Source organism: Burkholderia sp. APQ4-4ca (genome assembly GCF_057837105.1).
Genome location: NZ_JBYQCG010000071.1, coordinates 108166 through 127205, shown reverse-complemented (window position 1 = coordinate 127205; position 19040 = coordinate 108166). Strand labels below are relative to the sequence as shown.

Annotated in this window: 14 protein-coding genes; 9 read left to right on the top strand and 5 right to left on the bottom strand. The window is 69.5% G+C overall.

The window, feature by feature from the left end:
- Nucleotides 1-20 precede the first annotated feature (20 nt).
- The gene (locus tag AC3IFE_RS05985) at nt 21-1043 is read left to right on the top strand and encodes a Rieske (2Fe-2S) protein (protein ID WP_489189880.1); all 1023 of its coding nucleotides are present in this window, start codon (nt 21-23) and stop codon (nt 1041-1043) included.
- A 737-nt stretch (nt 1044-1780) separates the two neighbouring features.
- Here AC3IFE_RS05985 and AC3IFE_RS05980 read toward each other — a convergent pair.
- The 5 genes from AC3IFE_RS05980 to AC3IFE_RS05960 all read right to left on the bottom strand — a co-directional run bounded on the left by AC3IFE_RS05980 (nt 1781) and on the right by AC3IFE_RS05960 (nt 5148).
- On the bottom strand, nt 1781-2002 hold the full coding sequence (locus AC3IFE_RS05980) for a hypothetical protein (RefSeq protein WP_489189879.1): 222 nt from the start codon (nt 2000-2002) through the stop codon (nt 1781-1783).
- A 129-nt stretch (nt 2003-2131) separates the two neighbouring features.
- A complete protein-coding gene (locus tag AC3IFE_RS05975) occupies nt 2132-3274 on the bottom strand; it encodes a zinc-binding metallopeptidase family protein (protein ID WP_489189878.1) in 1143 nt (380 codons plus the stop codon).
- Between the two features lie 33 nt (nt 3275-3307).
- Entirely contained in the window at nt 3308-3787 is a 480-nt protein-coding gene (locus tag AC3IFE_RS05970; protein ID WP_489189877.1) for a hemerythrin domain-containing protein, read from the bottom strand.
- A 318-nt stretch (nt 3788-4105) separates the two neighbouring features.
- A complete protein-coding gene (locus AC3IFE_RS05965; RefSeq protein ID WP_050013958.1) occupies nt 4106-4813 on the bottom strand; it encodes a succinate dehydrogenase/fumarate reductase iron-sulfur subunit in 708 nt (235 codons plus the stop codon).
- 92 nt (nt 4814-4905) lie between these two features.
- A complete protein-coding gene (locus AC3IFE_RS05960; RefSeq protein ID WP_489189876.1) occupies nt 4906-5148 on the bottom strand; it encodes a DUF6566 family protein in 243 nt (80 codons plus the stop codon).
- Nucleotides 5149-5324: 176 nt separating this feature from the next.
- Between AC3IFE_RS05960 and AC3IFE_RS05955 the strand changes: the two genes are divergently transcribed.
- The 8 genes from AC3IFE_RS05955 (at nt 5325) to glgB (ending at nt 19008) form a co-directional block, all read left to right on the top strand.
- Nucleotides 5325-6020 carry an MgtC/SapB family protein gene (locus AC3IFE_RS05955; RefSeq protein WP_089471696.1) on the top strand — a complete coding sequence of 232 codons (696 nt, stop codon included), beginning with the start codon at nt 5325-5327 and terminating at the stop codon, nt 6018-6020.
- A complete protein-coding gene (locus tag AC3IFE_RS05950; RefSeq protein ID WP_489189875.1) occupies nt 6017-6355 on the top strand; it encodes a hypothetical protein in 339 nt (112 codons plus the stop codon). The genes AC3IFE_RS05955 and AC3IFE_RS05950 overlap by 4 nt, the downstream gene beginning before the upstream one ends.
- Complete coding sequence (locus tag AC3IFE_RS05945) at nt 6352-8550, top strand: VTT domain-containing protein (RefSeq protein ID WP_489189874.1); 2199 nt, start codon at nt 6352-6354, stop codon at nt 8548-8550. Before AC3IFE_RS05950 ends, AC3IFE_RS05945 begins: the two co-directional genes overlap by 4 nt.
- Nucleotides 8541-9332, top strand: a complete 792-nt coding sequence (locus AC3IFE_RS05940) for an endonuclease/exonuclease/phosphatase family protein (protein WP_489189873.1) — start codon at nt 8541-8543, stop codon at nt 9330-9332. The genes AC3IFE_RS05945 and AC3IFE_RS05940 overlap by 10 nt, the downstream gene beginning before the upstream one ends.
- 28 nt (nt 9333-9360) lie before the next feature.
- Nucleotides 9361-9849, top strand: coding sequence for a phage protein NinX family protein (locus tag AC3IFE_RS05935; RefSeq protein WP_489189872.1), 489 nt, complete (start codon nt 9361-9363; stop codon nt 9847-9849).
- 152 nt (nt 9850-10001) lie between these two features.
- Nucleotides 10002-13394 (top strand): maltotransferase domain-containing protein, encoded by a 3393-nt coding sequence (locus tag AC3IFE_RS05930; protein ID WP_489189871.1) that lies wholly within the window; start codon nt 10002-10004, stop codon nt 13392-13394.
- Nucleotides 13394-16804: a maltose alpha-D-glucosyltransferase gene (treS, locus tag AC3IFE_RS05925; protein WP_489189896.1), complete on the top strand. Its 3411-nt coding sequence runs from the start codon at nt 13394-13396 to the stop codon at nt 16802-16804. The genes AC3IFE_RS05930 and treS overlap by 1 nt, the downstream gene beginning before the upstream one ends.
- Nucleotides 16801-19008 (top strand): 1,4-alpha-glucan branching protein GlgB, encoded by a 2208-nt coding sequence (gene glgB, locus AC3IFE_RS05920; RefSeq protein WP_489189870.1) that lies wholly within the window; start codon nt 16801-16803, stop codon nt 19006-19008. Before treS ends, glgB begins: the two co-directional genes overlap by 4 nt.
- Nucleotides 19009-19040: the final 32 nt, after the last annotated feature.

Below are 19040 nucleotides of genomic sequence, written 5' to 3'. Positions count from 1 at the left end.
TGCCGATGCAGGAGCACACGATGCATGCAACCGGCCCCGTCGACGAAACCGCGCCGCTGCCCTATCCGGACGGATGGTTCGCACTGTGTTTCAGCCGCGAGCTGAAGCCCGGCGCCGTGCTCACGACGCCTTTCATGGGACGCGATGTCGTGCTGTACCGGACGGCTTCCGGTGTCGCGTGCGCGGTCGACGCGTATTGCCCGCATCAGGGCGCGCATCTCGGCCACGGCGGCGTGGTCGACGGCGAGCAGATCGTCTGTCCGTTCCATCACTACGCGTATGGCCCCGACGGCCGGCGCACCACCGTCGGCTGCGCGAAGGGCGGGCAAGCGCTGACGCTTCGCACCCGGCACGTGCGCGAGTGGAACGGCTTCGTGTTCGTGTGGCAGAACGCCGATGGCCTCGCGCCGACATGGGAACTGCCGGAAGTGGACATGACCGGCTTCTCGGCGCCGGTGGGCCGGGCTTTCACGCTGCGCGGCGTGATGCAGAACCTGCCGGAAAACGGCTACGATCTCGAGCATTTCGGCGCGCTGCATCGCTGGAAGGACATGAAGCCGCATGCGCCCGTGATCGACGGCCCGCGCATTTCGATGCAGGTGGACATGGCATGGAAGAACGTCAAATGGAGCACGCTGATCGGCGTTCATGGCCTCGGCTGCGTGTCGTCCGACCATGAAATGAAGGCGATCGGCCTCGAAGCGAAGATCTTCGCGTGCGGCGTACAGATCGCGCCGCTGCGCTGGACGTTCCGCGACGGTATTTCGTTCCGCTTTTCGTGGCTGTCGCGGTGGCCGGCCCCGTTGCAGCGAATCGTCTATGCGGCGCTCGGCCGGTTGCTGCACCGACTGTGGCTGGTGCCGGTGTTCAAGGAAGACATCATGGTGTGGAGCCATCGCGATTACACGGGCTACGGGACGCCGGTCTCGGGTGACGGGCCGTACCCGGTGTTTCAGCGATGGGCGCGGCAGTTCTATCCGGGCGGCGATCGGCCGACGGCGCAGCGACGCGCCGCGCATGTCGACGCGTTCGCGGGGAAATAGCGGGAGCCGGCGACGCCGGAATCGATCCTCGCCGCGACCCACGCCTGTACGTTTTCCTGTGTTTTCAAGTTGCCAACGAATAATACCCACGCGTGAATATGTGGGATAGCGATTTTATTGAATGCGATAGTTTTAATTATCAACTATCGAACAGATTACGTTTGAACAGATTACGTTTCGGAAATCATATGGGGGTTGCGAAAATTATACTCAGACTCTTCACGGGGGAACGAAAGAGTTCGGTGGCGAGAAATACAAAATCGAGCTGTGTGGGGCACGTCGCTCCTTTGGCGACGGCGACGAAATTCGGCTCCGGGTGATAGGCCCGGCCGGAGAGGTGCGGGCGGAGCGGTATTTTTCGGTACGCACGATTAACGACGCAGCCCCTCGGGAACTGGAGTACGGCGACGACACCATTTTCTACTACGACCAATCGAAGTCGTCTCCATTGCGCTTCATCACCATGCCGCCTTCCAGGATGGACAGGTGGACGGCACGCATACCTTTGCTGCAACGGCTAATCGCACTACTTCTATAATTTAGAGAGCAAGCATTCAGACGTGCTGCGTCACACCGTCCGCCTGACCAGCATCGTCCGAATCTCCGGCGACAGCATCTTTCCGCGCCGATCTCACGCCATTTGGCGAAGAGGCCGCGAGGAGCCATCCGGATTCCGCCATGGTCACCCAGCCGGAACGAAAGAGCGGCGGCTGGCCGGGGCCGCTCTTCCCGCCGCGTCACTGCGAGGCGGCGGCCGCCGCGCTCGCCTCTTTCGCCTTCTTCGCCGCGTGGTGGTGGCCAAGCGCACATCCCGCCGCCGCACCGACCGCGCCGTGATGGCCGGCGACGTGCCCGGCTACCCCGCCCACCGCCGCGCCCTTCAGGCATCCGGCCGCCTGAGCCGATAGGGACGCGGCCGACAACGCGACGCACACCATTGCGATCGAGAGGAATTTCATGCGGAATTCTCCTTGAAAAAACGGGGTGCCCGTGCAGGCCGATCCTGCGTGAAGGCACTCGCCGTCGTACGAAACGCTTGCGACATGCAGGACGCGCACGCCGGAAGTCCGTAGTCGAACTGTTTCGGTTCACGCCGCGCCTGGACGATTACCGCACGCTGCCCGCTCCGCCCCGCTCCCCGCCGCATAGGCGACGAGCGACGGCTGGACGGCCGCCGCATCGCCCGACGCGGCCACGACATCGTGCACGAAGCGCAGTTTCGCGACGACGGCGGGCGCCAGCACGAACGGATAAGCGTCCGGCGTTCCCATGCTGCGGTTCAGGCTGTTCAGCGCGTAGGTCAGCGGGAACCAGCGCCGCATCAGGCTGCTGAAGCTCGCTTCGTCCACCGACGTCTGGTCGGCCAGCGTCGGCAGGCTCGCGTCGTCGGGGGCAAGCACGAGCCCGCATGCGGTCGCGGTATCGAGCGTATCGACGATATGCAGGTAATGCGCCCACGTCTCGGCCCAGTCTTCCCACGGGTGCATCGTCGCGTACTCGCTGACGTACGCGCTCTCCCAACCCGTGGGCTCGCTATTGGCATAGTGCGCGTCGAGCGCCGCCTGGTAGTCGGCACGCTCGTCGCCGAAACAGGCGCGAAACGGTTCGATCCAGCGGCTGCCACGCACGAGACGGTCGAAGTAGTAGTGGCCGATTTCATGCCGGAAATGCCCGAGCAACGTGCGATAGGGCTCGCGCATGTCCGTGCGGATCCGCTCCCGCTTCGCGTCGTCTGCTTCGTCGAGGTTCACCGTGATGAGGCCGTCCGCATGGCCGGTCATGACGGGTTCGGTATCGGTCGATGCCTTGAACGCGAAGCCCATTCCGCATGCCGGCTGCCGCGCGCGCGACTCCACCGGCAAGCCCAGCACGACGAGTGTGTATAGCAGCCGCCGCTTCGCAGCCTCCAGACGGAACCACAGCAGCCGGTTGTCGGGAGACGTCAGGTTCGGGATCGTCTCGGTGAGCACGCACGCGCGGCATAGCGCGTCGTCGCTTTCCGCCGGAATCATCCAGTTGCAAACATGCTCGACGGCGTAGTTGGCGCATTGCCGATAGCGTTTCCCGGGCACGGCCGCGTGCAGGCTGCGCCATGTTCCGTCGCCCGCGGGCGCGAACGCGCCGACTTCGCCAACGTCCGGCAGATAGCCGAGCAGCGCATCGCAGCGCTCGCACTTCACGTTCTCGAAGAACACCAGTTGCGAACATCGTCCGCAGTGGAAGGTTTTCATGACGTGGCGTCCGGGTAGAGGATTACGTCGTCGCTAGGCGCGGGCGCCGGCCGGCCGCTCTTCGTCCGCCAGCCGCACGTGCATGCGCCGATAGTCGTTCCTGTATCGCTTGGCAAGCGTCGTCTTGTCCGTATCGCGCAGGATTTTTCCGGATATCTGAAAGAAGATCTTTTCCTCTTCCTTCAGATGCTCGTGCAGTTCTTCAGACAGTTTCCTGGCCATTGCCAGCCAGCCGCGCGAGCCGGTGTCACGGCCGCGCAGAGTGTCGACGATCTCGTCCATCCGGTGATGATCGGCAAGTGCATCGCGTGAGGGATGAAGCCCGCGGTCGTCCATCAGTACCGGAGCGTAGAGAAAGCGCTCCTCGGCGGCCTCGTGCGCGCCCAGTTCGATGCGCAATTGTTCGAACAGCATGCCCCGATCCGGACCTGGCCTCGACCGCAACAGCCGGCGCATCAATGCGCGCTGGATCTCGTGACTTTCGCGCAACGCTTCGAAGATCGTTTCGGACATGCAGGAGTCCCCGTGATCGGCATCCGACGCATTGCGCCGTAGATCCGACATAGTGACAAAACCGGGTGCCTCCCGACAGTTGCAAATGCACCATTGTGTATCCACGCTATGCCGGCACACCCATCGATCTCGCGATAGATCGATCCGATGCCCTGCGGCTCAGTATAGGGACATCCTCAGGTAGCCGATCATGTTCAAATGCACCGGGAACACTAGTGCATTTGAGTGGGAAAAGTGGCGGTCAGCGCGGTGCGGCCCGCGCGCATTCGAATCTTCCCTACACGCTACGGATCGCCCCGGACGCGCCGTCACGCCTCGTTACACCGTCCGCCTGACCAGCATCGTCCGAATCTCCGAAATCGCCTTCGTCGGATTCAACCCTTTCGGGCATACGTCCGTGCAGTTCATGATCGTCCGGCAGCGGAACAGCCGGTACGGATCCTCCAGATCGTCGAGCCGTTCGGCCGTCGCCAGATCGCGCGAATCGGCGATGAACCGGTACGCCTGCAACAAGCCGGCCGGCCCGACGAACTTGTCCGGGTTCCACCAGTAGCTCGGACACGACGTCGAACAGCACGCGCACAGAATGCATTCGTACAGCCCGTCGAGCTGATCGCGCTCTTCCGGCGATTGCAGCCGCTCGCGCGCCGGCGGCGTCGTGTCGTTGATCAGATAAGGCCGGATCGAGTGGTACTGGTTGAAGAAGTCGGTCATGTCGACGATCAGGTCGCGCACCACCGGCAGCCCCGGCAGCGGCCGCAACACGATCTCGCGCGGCAGCGTCTGCATGTTGGTCAGGCACGCGAGGCCGTTCTTGCCGTTGATGTTCATCGCGTCCGACCCGCAGATCCCCTCGCGGCAGGAACGGCGATACGCGAGCGTCTCGTCGTCGCGCTTCACGCGGCCGAGCACGTCGAGCAGCATGCGGTCGTCCGGGTTCACGTCGATCTCGTAGCGCTGCAGATACGGCTGCGCGTCGCGATCGGGGTCGTAGCGGTAGATATGAAGCGTGCGCGGATCGCTCATCGGTTCCTCCCGGCGCGGGCCGGCATGGATGGGTTCACGGGATGCCGCGGGGCGGCTGTCGCGGCCAGCGGCGCCCGCAAGCGCCATGCCGTTCAGTCGTCGTCCACCCGCTTGTCGATCAGATAACGGCCGCGCTCGAGCCCCGCGCGCAGCGCCTCGACCTCCGTCAGCCATTCGGGGCCGGCGGCCTCCGGCACCACCAGCTCGATGCGCGCGCCGTCGACGTACACCTGTACCTCGTCGCGCCATGCGCCGCGCTCGTTGGGTCGCGCCCAGACCAGGATTTCGTGGCCGCGATACGGATCCCGAACCTGTGCGTCCTGTTGATGTGCCACGGTGGCCTCCTGTCTTATCTGCGATGGCGATGAAAAAAATGCGCACCGCATGACCGCCGTGCGCGCCGCCGCCCTCGCGCGCACGCGCCGTGCCCGGCCGGCACGCCGCTTGCGTCCCTTTTCCGCATCGAACCGCTGCCGGCCCGCATCGCGAAGGGCCGGAAGGGATGCACATCATGATCGGCCACCTCGAATTGCTTGGACGCCTGCTGCTGGCCGCGCTGCTCGGCAGCGTGATCGGGCTCGAACGCGAACGCCTGAACTGGGCCGCCGGGCTGCGCACGCACATGCTCGTGTGCGTGGGCTCCGCGCTCGTGATGCTGGTGTCGACGTTCGGCTTCGAGGACGTGCGTGGACAAAACGGCGTCGTGCTCGATCCGTCGCGGGTCGCCGCGCAGGTCGTGTCGGGCATCGGCTTTCTCGGCGCGGGCTCGATCCTGCTGCGCGGCGAAGTGGTGCGCGGGCTGACGACGGCCGCGAGCCTGTGGGCGGTGGCCGGCGTCGGGCTCGCCGCGGGCGGCGGCATGGTGGTTGCATCGGTCGGCGCGACGGCGATCGTGCTCGCGATCCTCGCGGGCGTGAAACCGCTCGAGCGCCGCTTCATCGCGCAGCGTCAGCAACGCACGCTGCTGCTCGTGGCCGAACGCGGCGGCCTGACGCTCGGCACGCTGCACGAGGCGCTCGGCCCCGGCCGCGTGCGCGTGAAGCGGTTCATCGTCCAGCAGTCGGACGACGATCCGGACACCGACGACATCTCCGTCTCGTTCTCGCGCACGAGCGGGCCGGAATTTGCGGCGATCTGCGAAACGCTGCAAAACATCGCGTGCGTACGGACCTGTCAACCCGACACCTCGTCAAGGAGTTTCGCGTGACCCAGACCGACCTGCTCTCCTATCTCGTGACGAGCCAGCTCGCTGCCCGGATGCGCAGCGGCGCGTGGCTCACGACCGGCCAACTCGTCGGCGCGTTGCGCGCATGGCTCGCGTGCCGGCACGCCGACTGCGAGTGGCTCGACCGGATCACGATCGCGCACGCGTCGGCGACGATCGCGCAGGAGATCTACGACATCGCGATCACCCACGGCGACCCGCAGAGCGGCGAACGCGTGCGGCTCGACGCGCATTCGCCGGAACTCCAGGCGCTGCGTGCGCGCTGCGATGCGCTGTTGCAGCGGATCGACGGCGACCGGGACGTCGGCGCGCGATGATCGTGGCGGATCGCGTGACCCGCGCCGACGAGCGGCGCGTCGACACGGCGCCGGCGGACGGCCCTTCGCGGCACGGCCTGCTCGAGCGCGGGCGCAACTGCGACACGATCCGCCACGCGGACCGCTTCGCGATGCTGGTCGACGGCGACGCGTACTTCTCGACGCTGCGCGCTGCCTTGTTGCGCGCGCGCCATACGGTGTTCATCGTCGGCTGGGACGTGGACAGCCGGATGCGGCTCGCGCCGGGCGGCGCAGACGACACGCTGCCCGACACGCTCGCGGCCTTCCTGCACGCGCTCGCGTCCGCCCGCCACAACCTGCGCATCTACGTGCTCGCGTGGGACTTCGCGATGATCTACGCGCTGGAGCGCGACTGGCCGCCCGTGTATCGGGCCGCCTGGCGCGCGCATCGCGGGATCCGGTTCCGGCTCGACGATACGCATCCGCGCGGCGCGTCGCATCACCAGAAGCTCGTCGTGATCGACGACCGGCTCGCGTTCGTCGGCGGCCTCGACCTGACGCGCGCCCGCTGGGACACCCCCGCGCATGCGGCCGACGACCCGCGCCGCCGCGACGAGCATGGCATGCCGTACGGGCCGTTCCACGACGTGCACACGATGTTCGACGGCGACGCGGCCGCCGCGATCGGCGAACAGGCGCGCGCCCGTTGGCTGCAGGCGTGCGGGCGCCCGATCGCGATCCGCGCGCAGCGGCATCTCGACCGGCCGGACGACCCCGATCCGTGGCCGCCCGGCGCGCGCGTCGACGTACGCGACGTGCGGCTCGGCGTCGCGTATACGGCGCCGCGCCACGGCGGCCGCGAGGCGGTCACTCAGGTGCGCGCGCTCGTCGAGGACACGATCCGCGCCGCGCAGCGGCACCTGTATGTCGAAAATCAGTACTTCACCGCGGCGGTGGTGCGCGAAGCGTTGTCCGAACGCCTCGCCGATGCGGACGGGCCGGACGTGACCGTCGTCGCGCCGCGCGTGCAGAGCGGCTGGCTGCAGGAAGCGACGATGGGCGTGCTGCGCGCGCGGCTGCACGCGACGCTCGCGTCGGCCGACCGCTTCGACCGCTACCGGCTGCTGTATCCGCACGTCGACGGGCTTGGCGACGGGTGCGTGAACGTGCACAGCAAGGTCGCGATCGTCGACGACGAATGCATCGTGATCGGCAGCGCGAACCTGAACAACCGCTCGATGCTGCTCGACACCGAATGCTGCATCGCGCTGGTCGCGGCGGGCGATGCCCGCATTCGCGCGGCGATCGCCGGCATGCGCGAGCGGCTGCTGGCCGAGCACCTCGGCACGACGCCCGCGGCGGTGGCCGACGCGTTCGCGTGCGGAGCACGGCCGAACGTCGTCCTCGACCGGTTGCGCGCGAAGCCGGGCCGCACGCTGCGCACGCTCGACCCGGCCGTGTCGCCGCAATTCGAGGCGCTCGTGCCGGTCAGCGCGCGGCTCGACCCCGAGCAGCCGATCGAGCCGGACCGGTTCGTCCGCGAATTCGTGCCGCACGAGCAGCATCGCTCGCTCACCGCGCGGTTTTTCGTGCTGGGCGCGGTGGTGCTCGCGCTCGCCGCGCTAACGCTCGCGTGGCGCTTCACGGCGCTGGGCGCGCACCTGAACGTCGCGTCGCTGTCGCACGCGGTGGCCGGCATCGCGCGGCTGCCGGCCGCACCGGTGCTGCTGCTCGCGGCCTACGTGATCGCGGCGACCTTCGCGGTGCCGATCACGCTGCTGATCGCCGCGACAGGGCTCGTGTTCGGCGCGTGGCCGGGCTTCGCGTATGCGGGCGTCGGCTCGATGGCGGCGGCCGCCGCGACCTACGCGCTCGGCCGCTGGCTCGGGCGCGACGCGGTACGCCGGCTCGCCGGCGCGCGCGCAAACCGGCTGAGCGAGCACATCGGCCGGCGCGGCGTGGTCGCGATGGCCGTGCTGCGGCTGCTGCCGATCGCGCCGTTTACCGTGGTGAACCTCGTCGCCGGCGCATCGCACATCGGGCTGCGCGACTACCTGGTTGGCACCGCGCTCGGGATGCTGCCCGGCATCGTGCTGACCGTCACGTTCGCGCACCAGTTGACCGCCGCGCTCAGCCATCCGGGGCCCGGCGCGTTCGCGTGGCTCGCGGCGATCGGCCTCGCACTGGTCGGCGTGTCGGTCCTGCTCGTGAGGATGCTGCGACGATGGCGCTGAGCAAGGACCCGGCCCCGCCGCCGCACGTCGTCACCGCCGACGCGGCGCCCGCCGCCGCGCCCGGCGGGCGCGACCTGCGGATCGCGACCTACAACATTCACGGCGGCGACGGCGCGTGGCCGGCGCGCGCGGTCGACCGAATCGCGGCCGTGATCGACGAACTCGACGCGGACGTGATCGCGCTGCAGGAGGTGCCGCTCGGCGGCACGCGCACGCCGGACGTGCTCGCGCATCTGCGCGACGCGACCGGCATGCACGCGGTGGCCGGCCCGACGATCGACACGCCCGAGCGCCGCTACGGCAACGCGGTGCTGTCGCGCTGCCCGATCCGCGCGGCGCGCGCGCTCGACCTGTCGTTCCACCCGCGCGAGCCGCGCGGCGCGCTCGACGCCGACATCGATTGCAGCGCGGGCCCGATCCGCGTGGTCGCGACGCATCTCGGGCTGTCGGCCAGCGAACGCAGCGCGCAGGTGCAGCGGCTTCTCGCGGCGTTCGACACGGGCGCGATGCCGGTGATCCTGCTCGGCGACATCAACGAATGGTTCGTGCGCGGGCGCGCGCTGCAGGCGCTCGTCACGCGGTTCCGGCGCGCGCCGGCGCCGCGTACGTTCCCGACCGTGTGGCCGGTGTTCTCGCTGGACCGGATCTGGATTCATCCGGGTGAGCTGCTGGTCGACGTGGTCGTGCATCGCAGCGCACGGGCGCGGCGCGCGTCCGACCACTATCCGCTGGTGGCCCGGATGCGCGCGACACCCGCGACGGGCACGGCGCTTGCGCGGTGAGATTTTTTCGATCCGACGGAGGCAGCTCATGCGAACCGACGCACTCGACGGAAAGGATCTCGACTACTGGTGCGCACGCGCGTTGTGCGCCGACGACGAAGACACGCTGGGCTTCACGGCCGTCGCGCCGACCGTCGTCGTGACGGCCGCGTGCGACGCGCTCCGGCATCTCGACGCGCCGTTCGCGCCGTCGGCATCGTGGGCCGACGCGGGCGCGGTGCTCGATCGTGCGATCGATCTGCGGATCGCCCGCCACGGCGACGACGTCGAATGCGACGCGACCTTCGTCGATGGCCCGTCGACCTGCGGCGCCCATGGGCGCGATGCGCGGGTGGCGCTGCTGCGTGCGTTCGTGCGCGCGCGCTTCGGCGACGAGGTGGACGAGCCGCCGCCGTTTCCGCACCGGATCGAACGTGGGACGGTGGTGCGGTATGACCCAGGCGCGCCGATTCCGACTTCGGACAACGATCCGGCGACGGGCGACAGTTCGGACATCCGGTCGATACCGCGCATGTAGTACATCCGCGAGTCCAGCGGTCATGTAAAAACGACAGGCCCTTTCAAACCGGCTTCCCCGCACATGCCGTGCCCACGGGGCATCGCGCAGCAGGCACGCACGTTGCGACGCACCGACGGTTACCGCTCGCCGCCACCCACCCGCGCCACGCCATGGACTCCACACCGCCGTTCGCTCCGCACCTCTACTTCTGCGACGCCCGCCTCGTCGGGCCGCTCGACGCATGGCCGCAGACCTTCGCGCATATCGCGGGAATGGGCTTCGATCACGTGCTCGTCGGCGCGTTCTGCGCCGCGAGCGTGGCCGGCTTTCCGCGCCACGTGGCCGATTTCCGGCGGCCGGCCCGGTCGTTCGAGACGCGCGCGAGCGCGCTCGAAACCTTCTCGCGACTCGCGCAACTGGCGAAGGGCCACGGGCTGCGCCTGCTGCTCGAAGTCGTGCCCGATCGCATCGCACGAGAGAACCCGCTGCGCACCGAACATCCGGACTGGTACGTCGAGCGCACGCACGACGACGCATTGATCGACCCGCGCGGCACCGCGCACGCGCTGGACATCGCGCATGCGAACACCGGCGACGAAGCGGTGCGCGACGCGCTGTCGGCATGGTGGTGCGCGCATCTCGCGGCATTCGCCGATGCCGGCGCGGCCGGTTTCCTGATCGACGCGCCGCATCATCTGCCGGCCGACTGGTGGCCGGGCTGGCGCGCGGCGCTGCGCCGGGCGCGTCCGGACGTCGCGGTGCTCGCGGGCGTGCCCGGCCATGCGCGCGACGCGCTCGCGCAGCTCGAGGCCGCCGGGTTCGACGCGGTGTTTTCGTCGGTGCGCTGGTGGGACCTGCGCGCGCCGTGGTTCGCGGACGAACACCGGCTGCTGCGGCGCATCGGCGCGCCGATCGCGTTTCCCGATGCGCCGGACGGCCCACGTCTCGCCGACGACTGGCCCGACGCATCGGACGACACTATCGCCCGCGCGTATCGCCGCGCGCTGTGGACGGCGGCGGCCGTCGGCACCGGCTGGCTCGTGCCGATGGGGTTCGAGCGCGGCGTGACGGTGCCGCTGATGGCGCGCGACGCGGATGCCGCGCGCTATCGCGCCGCGTTCGAGCACGCCCGTTTCGACCTGTCGGGCGCGCTCGCCGATGCGAACGCGTGGCGCCGCGCCACGCCCGTCGCGGCCACGCGCGGCGAGATCGTGCAACTGAGCGCGCCGGGCGCGGGCGCGACCGCGCTGCTGCGCGGCACCGGGCCGCTGCTCGAACACGACGACGCGGCGTTGCTGATCGCGTTGAATCCCGATCTCGACGCGCCCGCCACGATCGACCCCGCGACGTTCCTGCCCGGCGTGCCGGGCGGCTTCACGCGCGTCGCCACGCAGGACGGCGCGCACACGCAGCCGCCGGCCGCGATCGAGCCGTTCACGCTCGCGCCCGGCGCGTATGCGCTGCTGCATGCCTGGCGGGCGCCGCCCGTCACGGCGCGCGCCGACGCCGCGCGCGAGCGCACCGCGCTGTCGGCGGCGCTGGCGGCCGACCGGATCGCGATCGAGCGCGTCGAACCGTCGGTCGACGGCGGCCGCTTCGCGATCAAGCGCGTGGTCGGCGAGCCGCTCGTCGTGAGCGCATCGATCTTCACGGACGGGCACGCGCATCTGGCGGCCGTGCTGCAGTGGCGCGCCGCCGATGGCGACGAATGGCGCGAAGTGCCGTTCGAAGCCGCGCCGAACGACCGTTGGCACGCCTGCGTCGCGCTCGACCGGCTCGGCCGCCACGAATTCCGCGTGGTCGCATGGCGCGACGACTGGGCGTCGCTCGTCACCGACATCGCGAAGAAGCGCGCGGCCGGCCAGGACGTCACGCTGGAGGTGCGCGAAGCGCAACTGCTGCTGGCGACCGCGCTGAAGCTCGCCGAGCCGGCCGATCCGCGCGCGCTCACGCAGATGAAACAGCGCATCGCGGAGCTCAAGGACGCCTCCCCCGACGACCGCCTCGCGCTGATCGGCGGGCCCGCGCTCGCCGATGCATTCGCGGCGCTGCGCTACCGCCCGTTCGTCACGCACGACGCGACGGTCTACCCGGTCGACGTCGAACGCCGCAAGGCGCGCTTCTCGAGCTGGTACGAGATGTTTCCGCGCTCGGCCAGCGACGATCCGCACCGGCACGGCACGTTCGACGACGTGATCGCGCATTTGCCGCGCATCCGCGACATGGGTTTCGACGTGCTGTATTTCCCGCCGATCCACCCGATCGGCACGTCCGCGCGCAAGGGGCGCAACAACAGCCTGAGCGCCGGCCCCGACGACGTCGGCAGCCCGTACGCGATCGGCTCGCCCGACGGCGGCCACACGGCCGTGCATCCGCAACTCGGCACGCTCGATTCGTTCCGCGCGCTGGTCGACGCCGCGCGTGGGCACGGCCTCGAAATCGCGCTCGATTTCGCGATCCAGTGCTCGCCAGACCATCCGTGGCTCGCCGCGCATCCGGGCTGGTTCGCGTGGCGGCCCGACGGCTCGCTGCGCTTCGCGGAAAATCCGCCGAAGCGCTACCAGGACATCGTGAATCCCGATTTCTACGCGCCGGACGCGCTGCCCGACCTGTGGCTCGCACTGCGCGACGCGGTGCTGTTCTGGGTCGACGCGGGCGTGCGGATCTTCCGCGTCGACAACCCGCACACGAAACCGCTGCCGTTCTGGGCGTGGATGATCGACGACGTGCGCGGCCGGCATCCGGACGTCGTGTTCCTGTCCGAAGCGTTCACGCGGCCGGGGATGATGTACCGGCTGGCGAAAGTCGGCTTCTCGCAGTCGTACACGTACTTCACGTGGCGCGAGTCGAAGCGCGACTTCATCGACTACCTGACCGAGCTGACGGCCGGCCCGCCACGCGAATTCTTCCGGCCGAACTTCTTCGTGAACACGCCCGACATCAACCCGCGCCACCTGCAGAACGCGCCGCGCTCGCAGTTCGTGATCCGCGCGGCGCTCGCGGCGACGCTGGCCGGCTCGTGGGGCCTGTATTCGGGCTTCGAGCTCGGCGAATCGGCGCCGCTGCCGGACAGCGAGGAATACGCGGATGCCGAGAAATACGAGCTGCGCGCACGCGACTGGAGCAAGGCCGCGCATATCGGCACGGAAATCGCGCGGCTGAACCGCGCGCGGCGCGATCATCCGGCGCTGCAGACGCATCTCGGGCTCACGTTCGTCGACGCCGACAACGATTCGGTGCTCGTGTTCATGAAGGCGACGCCCGCGTTCGACAGCGTGGTGCTCGTCGCGATCAGTCTCGACCCGTGGCATCCGCAGGCCACGAACTTCACGCTCGATGCGGCGCTGTGGCGCGGCCTCGGGCTGGCCGACGGCGAGCCGCTCGATGCGCTCGAACAGGACGCCGCGCACGCGCAAACCTGGCGCGGCCATCGCCAGTACGTGTCGCTCGATCCGCACGTGCGGCCGTACGCCATCTGGCGGCTCGCGCCGTCTCCGGGCGCCGCGCGGGCGGCGGCGCCCGAACCGGATCCCCCCCGCCGCCCTTCGGGAGCGCATGCATGATGAAACGCGAAGATTCCCTCGACGACGTGCGCCGCGCGCAATTCCCGTCGCTCGCGCCGGCCGGCACGCCGCGCCGGCGCCGCGCGCGCCGCCGCGAACCCGCGCTCTGTGCGGACGATCCGCTGTGGTACAAGGACGCGATCATCTACCAGGTGCACGTGAAGTCGTTCTTCGACTCGAACAACGACGGCATCGGCGATTTCCCCGGCCTGATCGCGAAGCTCGACTACATCGCCGAACTCGGCGTCGACACGATCTGGCTGCTGCCGTTCTATCCGTCGCCGCGCCGCGACGACGGCTACGACATCGCCGACTACCGCGACGTGCATCCCGACTACGGCACGCTGGCCGACGTGCGGCGCTTCATCCGCGAAGCGCATGCGCGCGGCATCCGCGTGATCGCCGAACTCGTGATCAACCACACGTCGGACCAGCATCCGTGGTTCCAGCGCGCGCGCCGCGCGAAGCCGGGCTCCACGCATCGCGACTACTACGTGTGGTCGGACACCGACACGAAATACGCGGGCACGCGGATCATCTTCCTGGACACCGAAACGTCGAACTGGACGTACGACCCGGTGGCCGGCCAGTACTACTGGCACCGCTTCTATTCGCACCAACCGGACCTGAACTTCGACAACCCGGCCGTCGTGCGCGAAGTAATCCAGGTGATGCGCTTCTGGCTCGATCTCGGCATCGACGGGCTGCGGCTCGACGCGGTGCCGTACCTGGTCGAGCGCGAAGGCACCAACAACGAGAACCTGCCGGAGACGCACGCGATCCTGAAGCGGATCCGCGCGACGATCGATGCCGAGTATCCGAACCGGATGCTGCTCGCGGAAGCGAACCAGTGGCCGGAAGACGTGCAGGAATACTTCGGCAACGAGGACGAATGCCACATGGCGTTCCACTTCCCGCTGATGCCGCGCATCTACATGTCGATCGCGAGCGAGGATCGCTTCCCGATCCTCGACATCATGCGGCAGACGCCGGCGCTCGCGCCGAGCAACCAGTGGGCCGTGTTCCTGCGCAACCACGACGAGCTGACGCTCGAGATGGTCACCGATTCGGAGCGCGACCTGCTGTGGCAGACCTATGCGAGCGACCGCCGCGCGCGGCTGAACCTCGGCATCCGGCGCCGGCTCGCGCCGCTGATGGAGCGCGACCGGCGCCGCATCGAGCTGATCAACTCGCTGCTCCTGTCGATGCCCGGCACGCCGGTGATCTACTACGGCGACGAACTCGGGATGGGCGACAACATCCACCTCGGCGATCGCGACGGCGTGCGCACGCCGATGCAGTGGTCGTCGGACCGCAACGGCGGCTTCTCGCGCGCCGACCCCGAACTGCTGGTGCTGCCGCCGGTGATGGGCTCGCTGTACGGCTATGACGCGATCAACGTCGAGGCGCAGACGCGCGACCCGCATTCGCTGCTGAACTGGACGCGGCGCATCCTCGCGACGCGCCGCGCGTCGCAGGCGTTCGGGCGCGGCACGATCCGCTTCCTGCGCCCGGACAACCGCAAGGTGCTCGCGTACCTGCGCGAGCTGGACGGCCACGAGCCGGTGCTGTGCGTCGCGAACCTGTCGCGCGCGTCGCAGGCCGTCGAACTCGACCTGTCCGAATTCGCGGGCCGGGTGCCGACCGAGATGACGTCCGATTCGCCGTTTCCGCCGATCGGCCAGCTCCCGTATCTCCTCACCTTCCCGCCGTACGGGTTCCTGTGGTTCGTGCTCGCCGAGCACGGCCGCGAGCCGTCGTGGCGGCAGCCGCATGCGGAGCCGCTGCCCGAATACGTGACGCTCGTGATGCGGCGCGGCGATACGCGGCCGGACGTGTCGCAACTGCATGCGCTCGCGCACGACGCGCTGGCGTCGTGGCTCGCGCGGCGGCGCTGGTTCGCGTCGAAGGATCGCAAGATCGGCGACGCGTGGCTGAACGTCGTCACGCCGATTCCGGACGAGCCGTTCCAGTATGCGGAGGCGTGGGTGTCCGCGAGCGACGGCGGCGTCGAACGCTACGTGGTGCCGCTCGCGACCGCGTGGGGCGGCGAGACGTCCCATCCGCTGTTCGCGCAACTGGCGCTCGCGCGCGTGCGGCGCGGCCATACGGTCGGCTACCTGACCGACGCGTTCGCGTTGCCGGCGTTCGCGCGCGGGATGCTGCGCAAGCTGCGCGACGGCGCGACGGCGCCCACGTCCGACGGCGGCCGGCTCACCTTTCTGCCGGAAGACGCGCTCGCCGGGCTGGACCCGGGCGACGACGCGGAAGTGCGCTGGCTCGCGGCCGAGCAGAGCAACAGCTCGCTCGTGATCGGCGACGCGATCGTGCTGAAGCTGGTGCGCAAGGTCGCGCACGGCATTCATCCGGAAGCGGAAATGAGCCGGCACCTGACGCGCATCGGCTACGCGAACACCGCGACGCTGGCCGGCGAAGTCGTGCACGTCGATCCGGACGGCACGCCGCACACGGTCGCGATCCTGCAGCGCTACGTCGACAACCAGGGCGACGCGTGGACGCGTTCGTTCGATTTCCTGCGGCGCGCGATCGACGAACTCGCGCTGCCGGCCGCCGACGAAGGCGAGGCGGCCGAAACCGGCGAAGAGCCCGACGCGCTGCTCGGTTACGCGGCGTTCGCGGGCATCATCGGCACGCGGCTCGGCCAGTTGCACGTCGCGCTCGCGCAGCCGTCCGACGATCCCGCGTTCGCGCCGGAACGCGCGACGCCCGATCACGTCGAAGGCTGGTGCGTGGACGCGATCGCGTCGTTCGAGCGCGCGCTCGACGTGCTGCGCACGCGGCTCGACGCGCTCGATCCGGCCACCCGCGCGTCGGCCGCCGCGCTGCTCGCGTCGCGCGACGCGGCCGTCGACGCGCTCGGTGAACTCGTACCGCGCACGCTCGACGCGCAATGCACGCGGATTCACGGCGATTTCCACCTGGGCCAGGTGCTCGACGTGCAGGGCGACGCGCTGCTGATCGACTTCGAAGGCGAACCGGCGCGTGCGCTCGAGCGGCGTCGCGCGAAATCGCATCCGCTGCGCGACGTGGCCGGCCTGCTGCGCTCGCTGTCGTACGTGAGCGCGACCGCGCAGTTCGCGATCGAAAAGGCGCCGCCGCAGGCGGCCGGCCGCAAGCGCGCGCTGTTCGACCGCTTCGGGCAGGCCGCCGCCGACCGCTTCGTCGAATGCTATCGCGCGGCCGCCGACCACGCGCCCGCGCGCTTCGTCGATCCGCACTACGCGGATCGCCTGCTCGCGCTGTTCCTGATCGACAAGGCGTCGTACGAGCTGTGCTACGAAGCCGCGAACCGGCCCGACTGGCTGAGCGTGCCGGTCGGCGGGCTCGCGGCCCTGGTCGACCGGCTGCTCGGCGACGGCGTGCTGCCCGACGACGGAGGAAACCCATGACCGACACGCTGTTCGAACGCGCCGATATCGATGCGCTGCTCGCCGGCCGCCATCCCGACCCGTTCGCGTGCCTCGGCCCGCACGAACAGGCCGACCAGGTCGTCGTGCGGGCGCTGCTGCCCGGCGCGGAGCGCGTGCGCGCGCTGTCGCCGGACGGCGCCGAACTCGGCGCGCTCGCCTGCGTCGATCGCGCCGGCTGCTTCGCGGGGACGATCGCGCACGACGGCGGCTCGCCGCATTACCTGCTCGCGATCGACTGGCCGGATGCGCACCAGGTGACCGACGACGCGTATGCGTTCGGCACGCTGCTCGACGAAGCGGCGCTCGCGCGTTTCTCGGCCGGCGACCCGGCCGCCGTGCTCGACTGCCTCGGCGCGACGCCGATGCGTGTCGACGACACCGACGGCGTGCGTTTCGCGGTGTGGGCGCCGAGCGCGCAGCGCGTCTCGGTGGTCGGCGATTTCAACGCATGGGACGGGCGCCGCCATCCGATGCGGCTGCGGCGGCCGTCGGGCGTGTGGGAGCTGTTCGTGCCGGGCATCGGCCCGGGCGAGCGCTACAAATACGAGCTGCGCGCGGCCGACGGGCGCGTGCTGCCGCACAAGGCCGACCCGTGCGCGCGGGCGACCGAGGCGCCGCCGCGCACGGCGTCGGTCGTCGCCGACGTCGCGGCGCTCGACGCGTTCGCATGGCACGACGACGGCTGGATGCACGCGCGGCCGCGCAACGACCGCTACCGTATACCGTGGTCGATCTACGAGGTCCATCCGGAATCGTGGCAGCGCATCCCCGAGGACATGGAGCGCAGCGCGACGTGGGACGAACTCGCCGAGCGGCTGATTCCATACGTGAAGGGAATGGGCTTCACGCACGTCGAATTCATGCCGATCGCCGAATACCCGTTCGGCGGCTCGTGGGGCTATCAGCCGCTCGCGCAGTTCGCGCCGTCCGCGCGCTTCGGGCCGGTCGACGGCTTCGCGCGCTTCGTCGATCGCGCGCATGCGGCCGGCATCGGCGTGCTCGTCGACTGGGTGCCCGCGCATTTTCCGAACGACGCGCACGGGCTCGCGCAATTCGACGGCAGCGCGCTGTACGAGCATGCCGATCCGCGCGAAGGGATGCATCCCGACTGGAACACCTGCGTGTTCAACGTCGGGCGCACCGAGGTCGGCGCGTTCCTCGTCGCGTCGGCGCTCGCGTGGGCGCGCCGCTATCACGTCGACGGCATCCGCGTCGATGCGGTCGCGTCGATGCTGTACCGCGATTATTCGCGCAAGGAAGGCGAATGGGTGCCGAACGTGTACGGCGGCCGCGAGAACCTCGAATCGGTCGCGTTCCTGCGCCGGCTGAACGACACGCTGCACGGTGACGCCGCGCCGCCCGGCGTCGTCACCGTCGCGGAGGAATCGACCGCGTGGCCGGGCGTCACCGCGCCGACCGCCGACGGCGGGCTCGGCTTCGACTTCAAGTGGAACATGGGCTGGATGCACGACACGCTCGCGTATCTGCACGAAGACCCGATCCACCGCCGCTATCACCACGACCGGATGACGTTCGGGCTCGTATACGCGTTCTCCGAGCGGTTCGTGCTGCCGCTGTCGCACGACGAGGTCGTGCACGGCAAGGGTTCGCTCGTCGCGAAGATGCCCGGCGACGCGTGGCAGCGGCTCGCGACGCTGCGCGCGTATTTCGGCTTCATGTGGGCGCATCCCGGCAAGAAGCTGCTGTTCATGGGCAGCGAATTCGCGCAATGGAGCGAGTTCGCGCACGATGCGACGCCGCACTGGGACTTGCTCGACGCGCCCGCGCATCGCGGCGTGCAGCGGCTCGTGCGCGACCTGAACCGCACGTATGCGGCCGAACCGGCGCTGCATGCGCTCGACTGCCACGCGGCCGGCTTCTCCTGGCTGATCGGCGACGACCGCGACAACAGCGTGTTCGCGTTCGCGCGCCGCGACGATGCGGGGCACCTGGTCGTCGCCGTGTGCAACTTCACGCCCGTGCCGCGCGCCGGTTATCGGCTCGGGCTGCCCGCGCCGGGCCACTGGCGCGAACTGATGAACACCGATGCCGCGTCGTACGGCGGCACCAACGCCGGCAACGACGGCGCCGTGTGGGCCGAAGCCGTGCCCGCGCACGGCGAGGCGTGGTCGGCGACCTTGCGCCTGCCGCCGCTCGCGACGCTGTGGTTGACCCCTGCCTGATCCCCCACCTCCCCGACACGGAGATCCACCCC

Coding starts and splice junctions, on each gene's coding strand:
- AC3IFE_RS05965 (WP_050013958.1), bottom strand. CDS start 4,813: ATGAGCGATCCGCGCACGCTTCATATCTACCGCTACGACCCCGATCGC.
- AC3IFE_RS05970 (WP_489189877.1), bottom strand. CDS start 3,787: ATGTCCGAAACGATCTTCGAAGCGTTGCGCGAAAGTCACGAGATCCAG.
- AC3IFE_RS05940 (WP_489189873.1), top strand. CDS start 8,541: ATGGCGCTGAGCAAGGACCCGGCCCCGCCGCCGCACGTCGTCACCGCC.
- glgB (WP_489189870.1), top strand. CDS start 16,801: ATGACCGACACGCTGTTCGAACGCGCCGATATCGATGCGCTGCTCGCC.
- AC3IFE_RS05935 (WP_489189872.1), top strand. CDS start 9,361: ATGCGAACCGACGCACTCGACGGAAAGGATCTCGACTACTGGTGCGCA.
- AC3IFE_RS05975 (WP_489189878.1), bottom strand. CDS start 3,274: ATGAAAACCTTCCACTGCGGACGATGTTCGCAACTGGTGTTCTTCGAG.
- AC3IFE_RS05945 (WP_489189874.1), top strand. CDS start 6,352: ATGATCGTGGCGGATCGCGTGACCCGCGCCGACGAGCGGCGCGTCGAC.
- AC3IFE_RS05980 (WP_489189879.1), bottom strand. CDS start 2,002: ATGAAATTCCTCTCGATCGCAATGGTGTGCGTCGCGTTGTCGGCCGCG.
- treS (WP_489189896.1), top strand. CDS start 13,394: ATGAAACGCGAAGATTCCCTCGACGACGTGCGCCGCGCGCAATTCCCG.
- AC3IFE_RS05985 (WP_489189880.1), top strand. CDS start 21: ATGCATGCAACCGGCCCCGTCGACGAAACCGCGCCGCTGCCCTATCCG.
- AC3IFE_RS05930 (WP_489189871.1), top strand. CDS start 10,002: ATGGACTCCACACCGCCGTTCGCTCCGCACCTCTACTTCTGCGACGCC.
- AC3IFE_RS05955 (WP_089471696.1), top strand. CDS start 5,325: ATGATCGGCCACCTCGAATTGCTTGGACGCCTGCTGCTGGCCGCGCTG.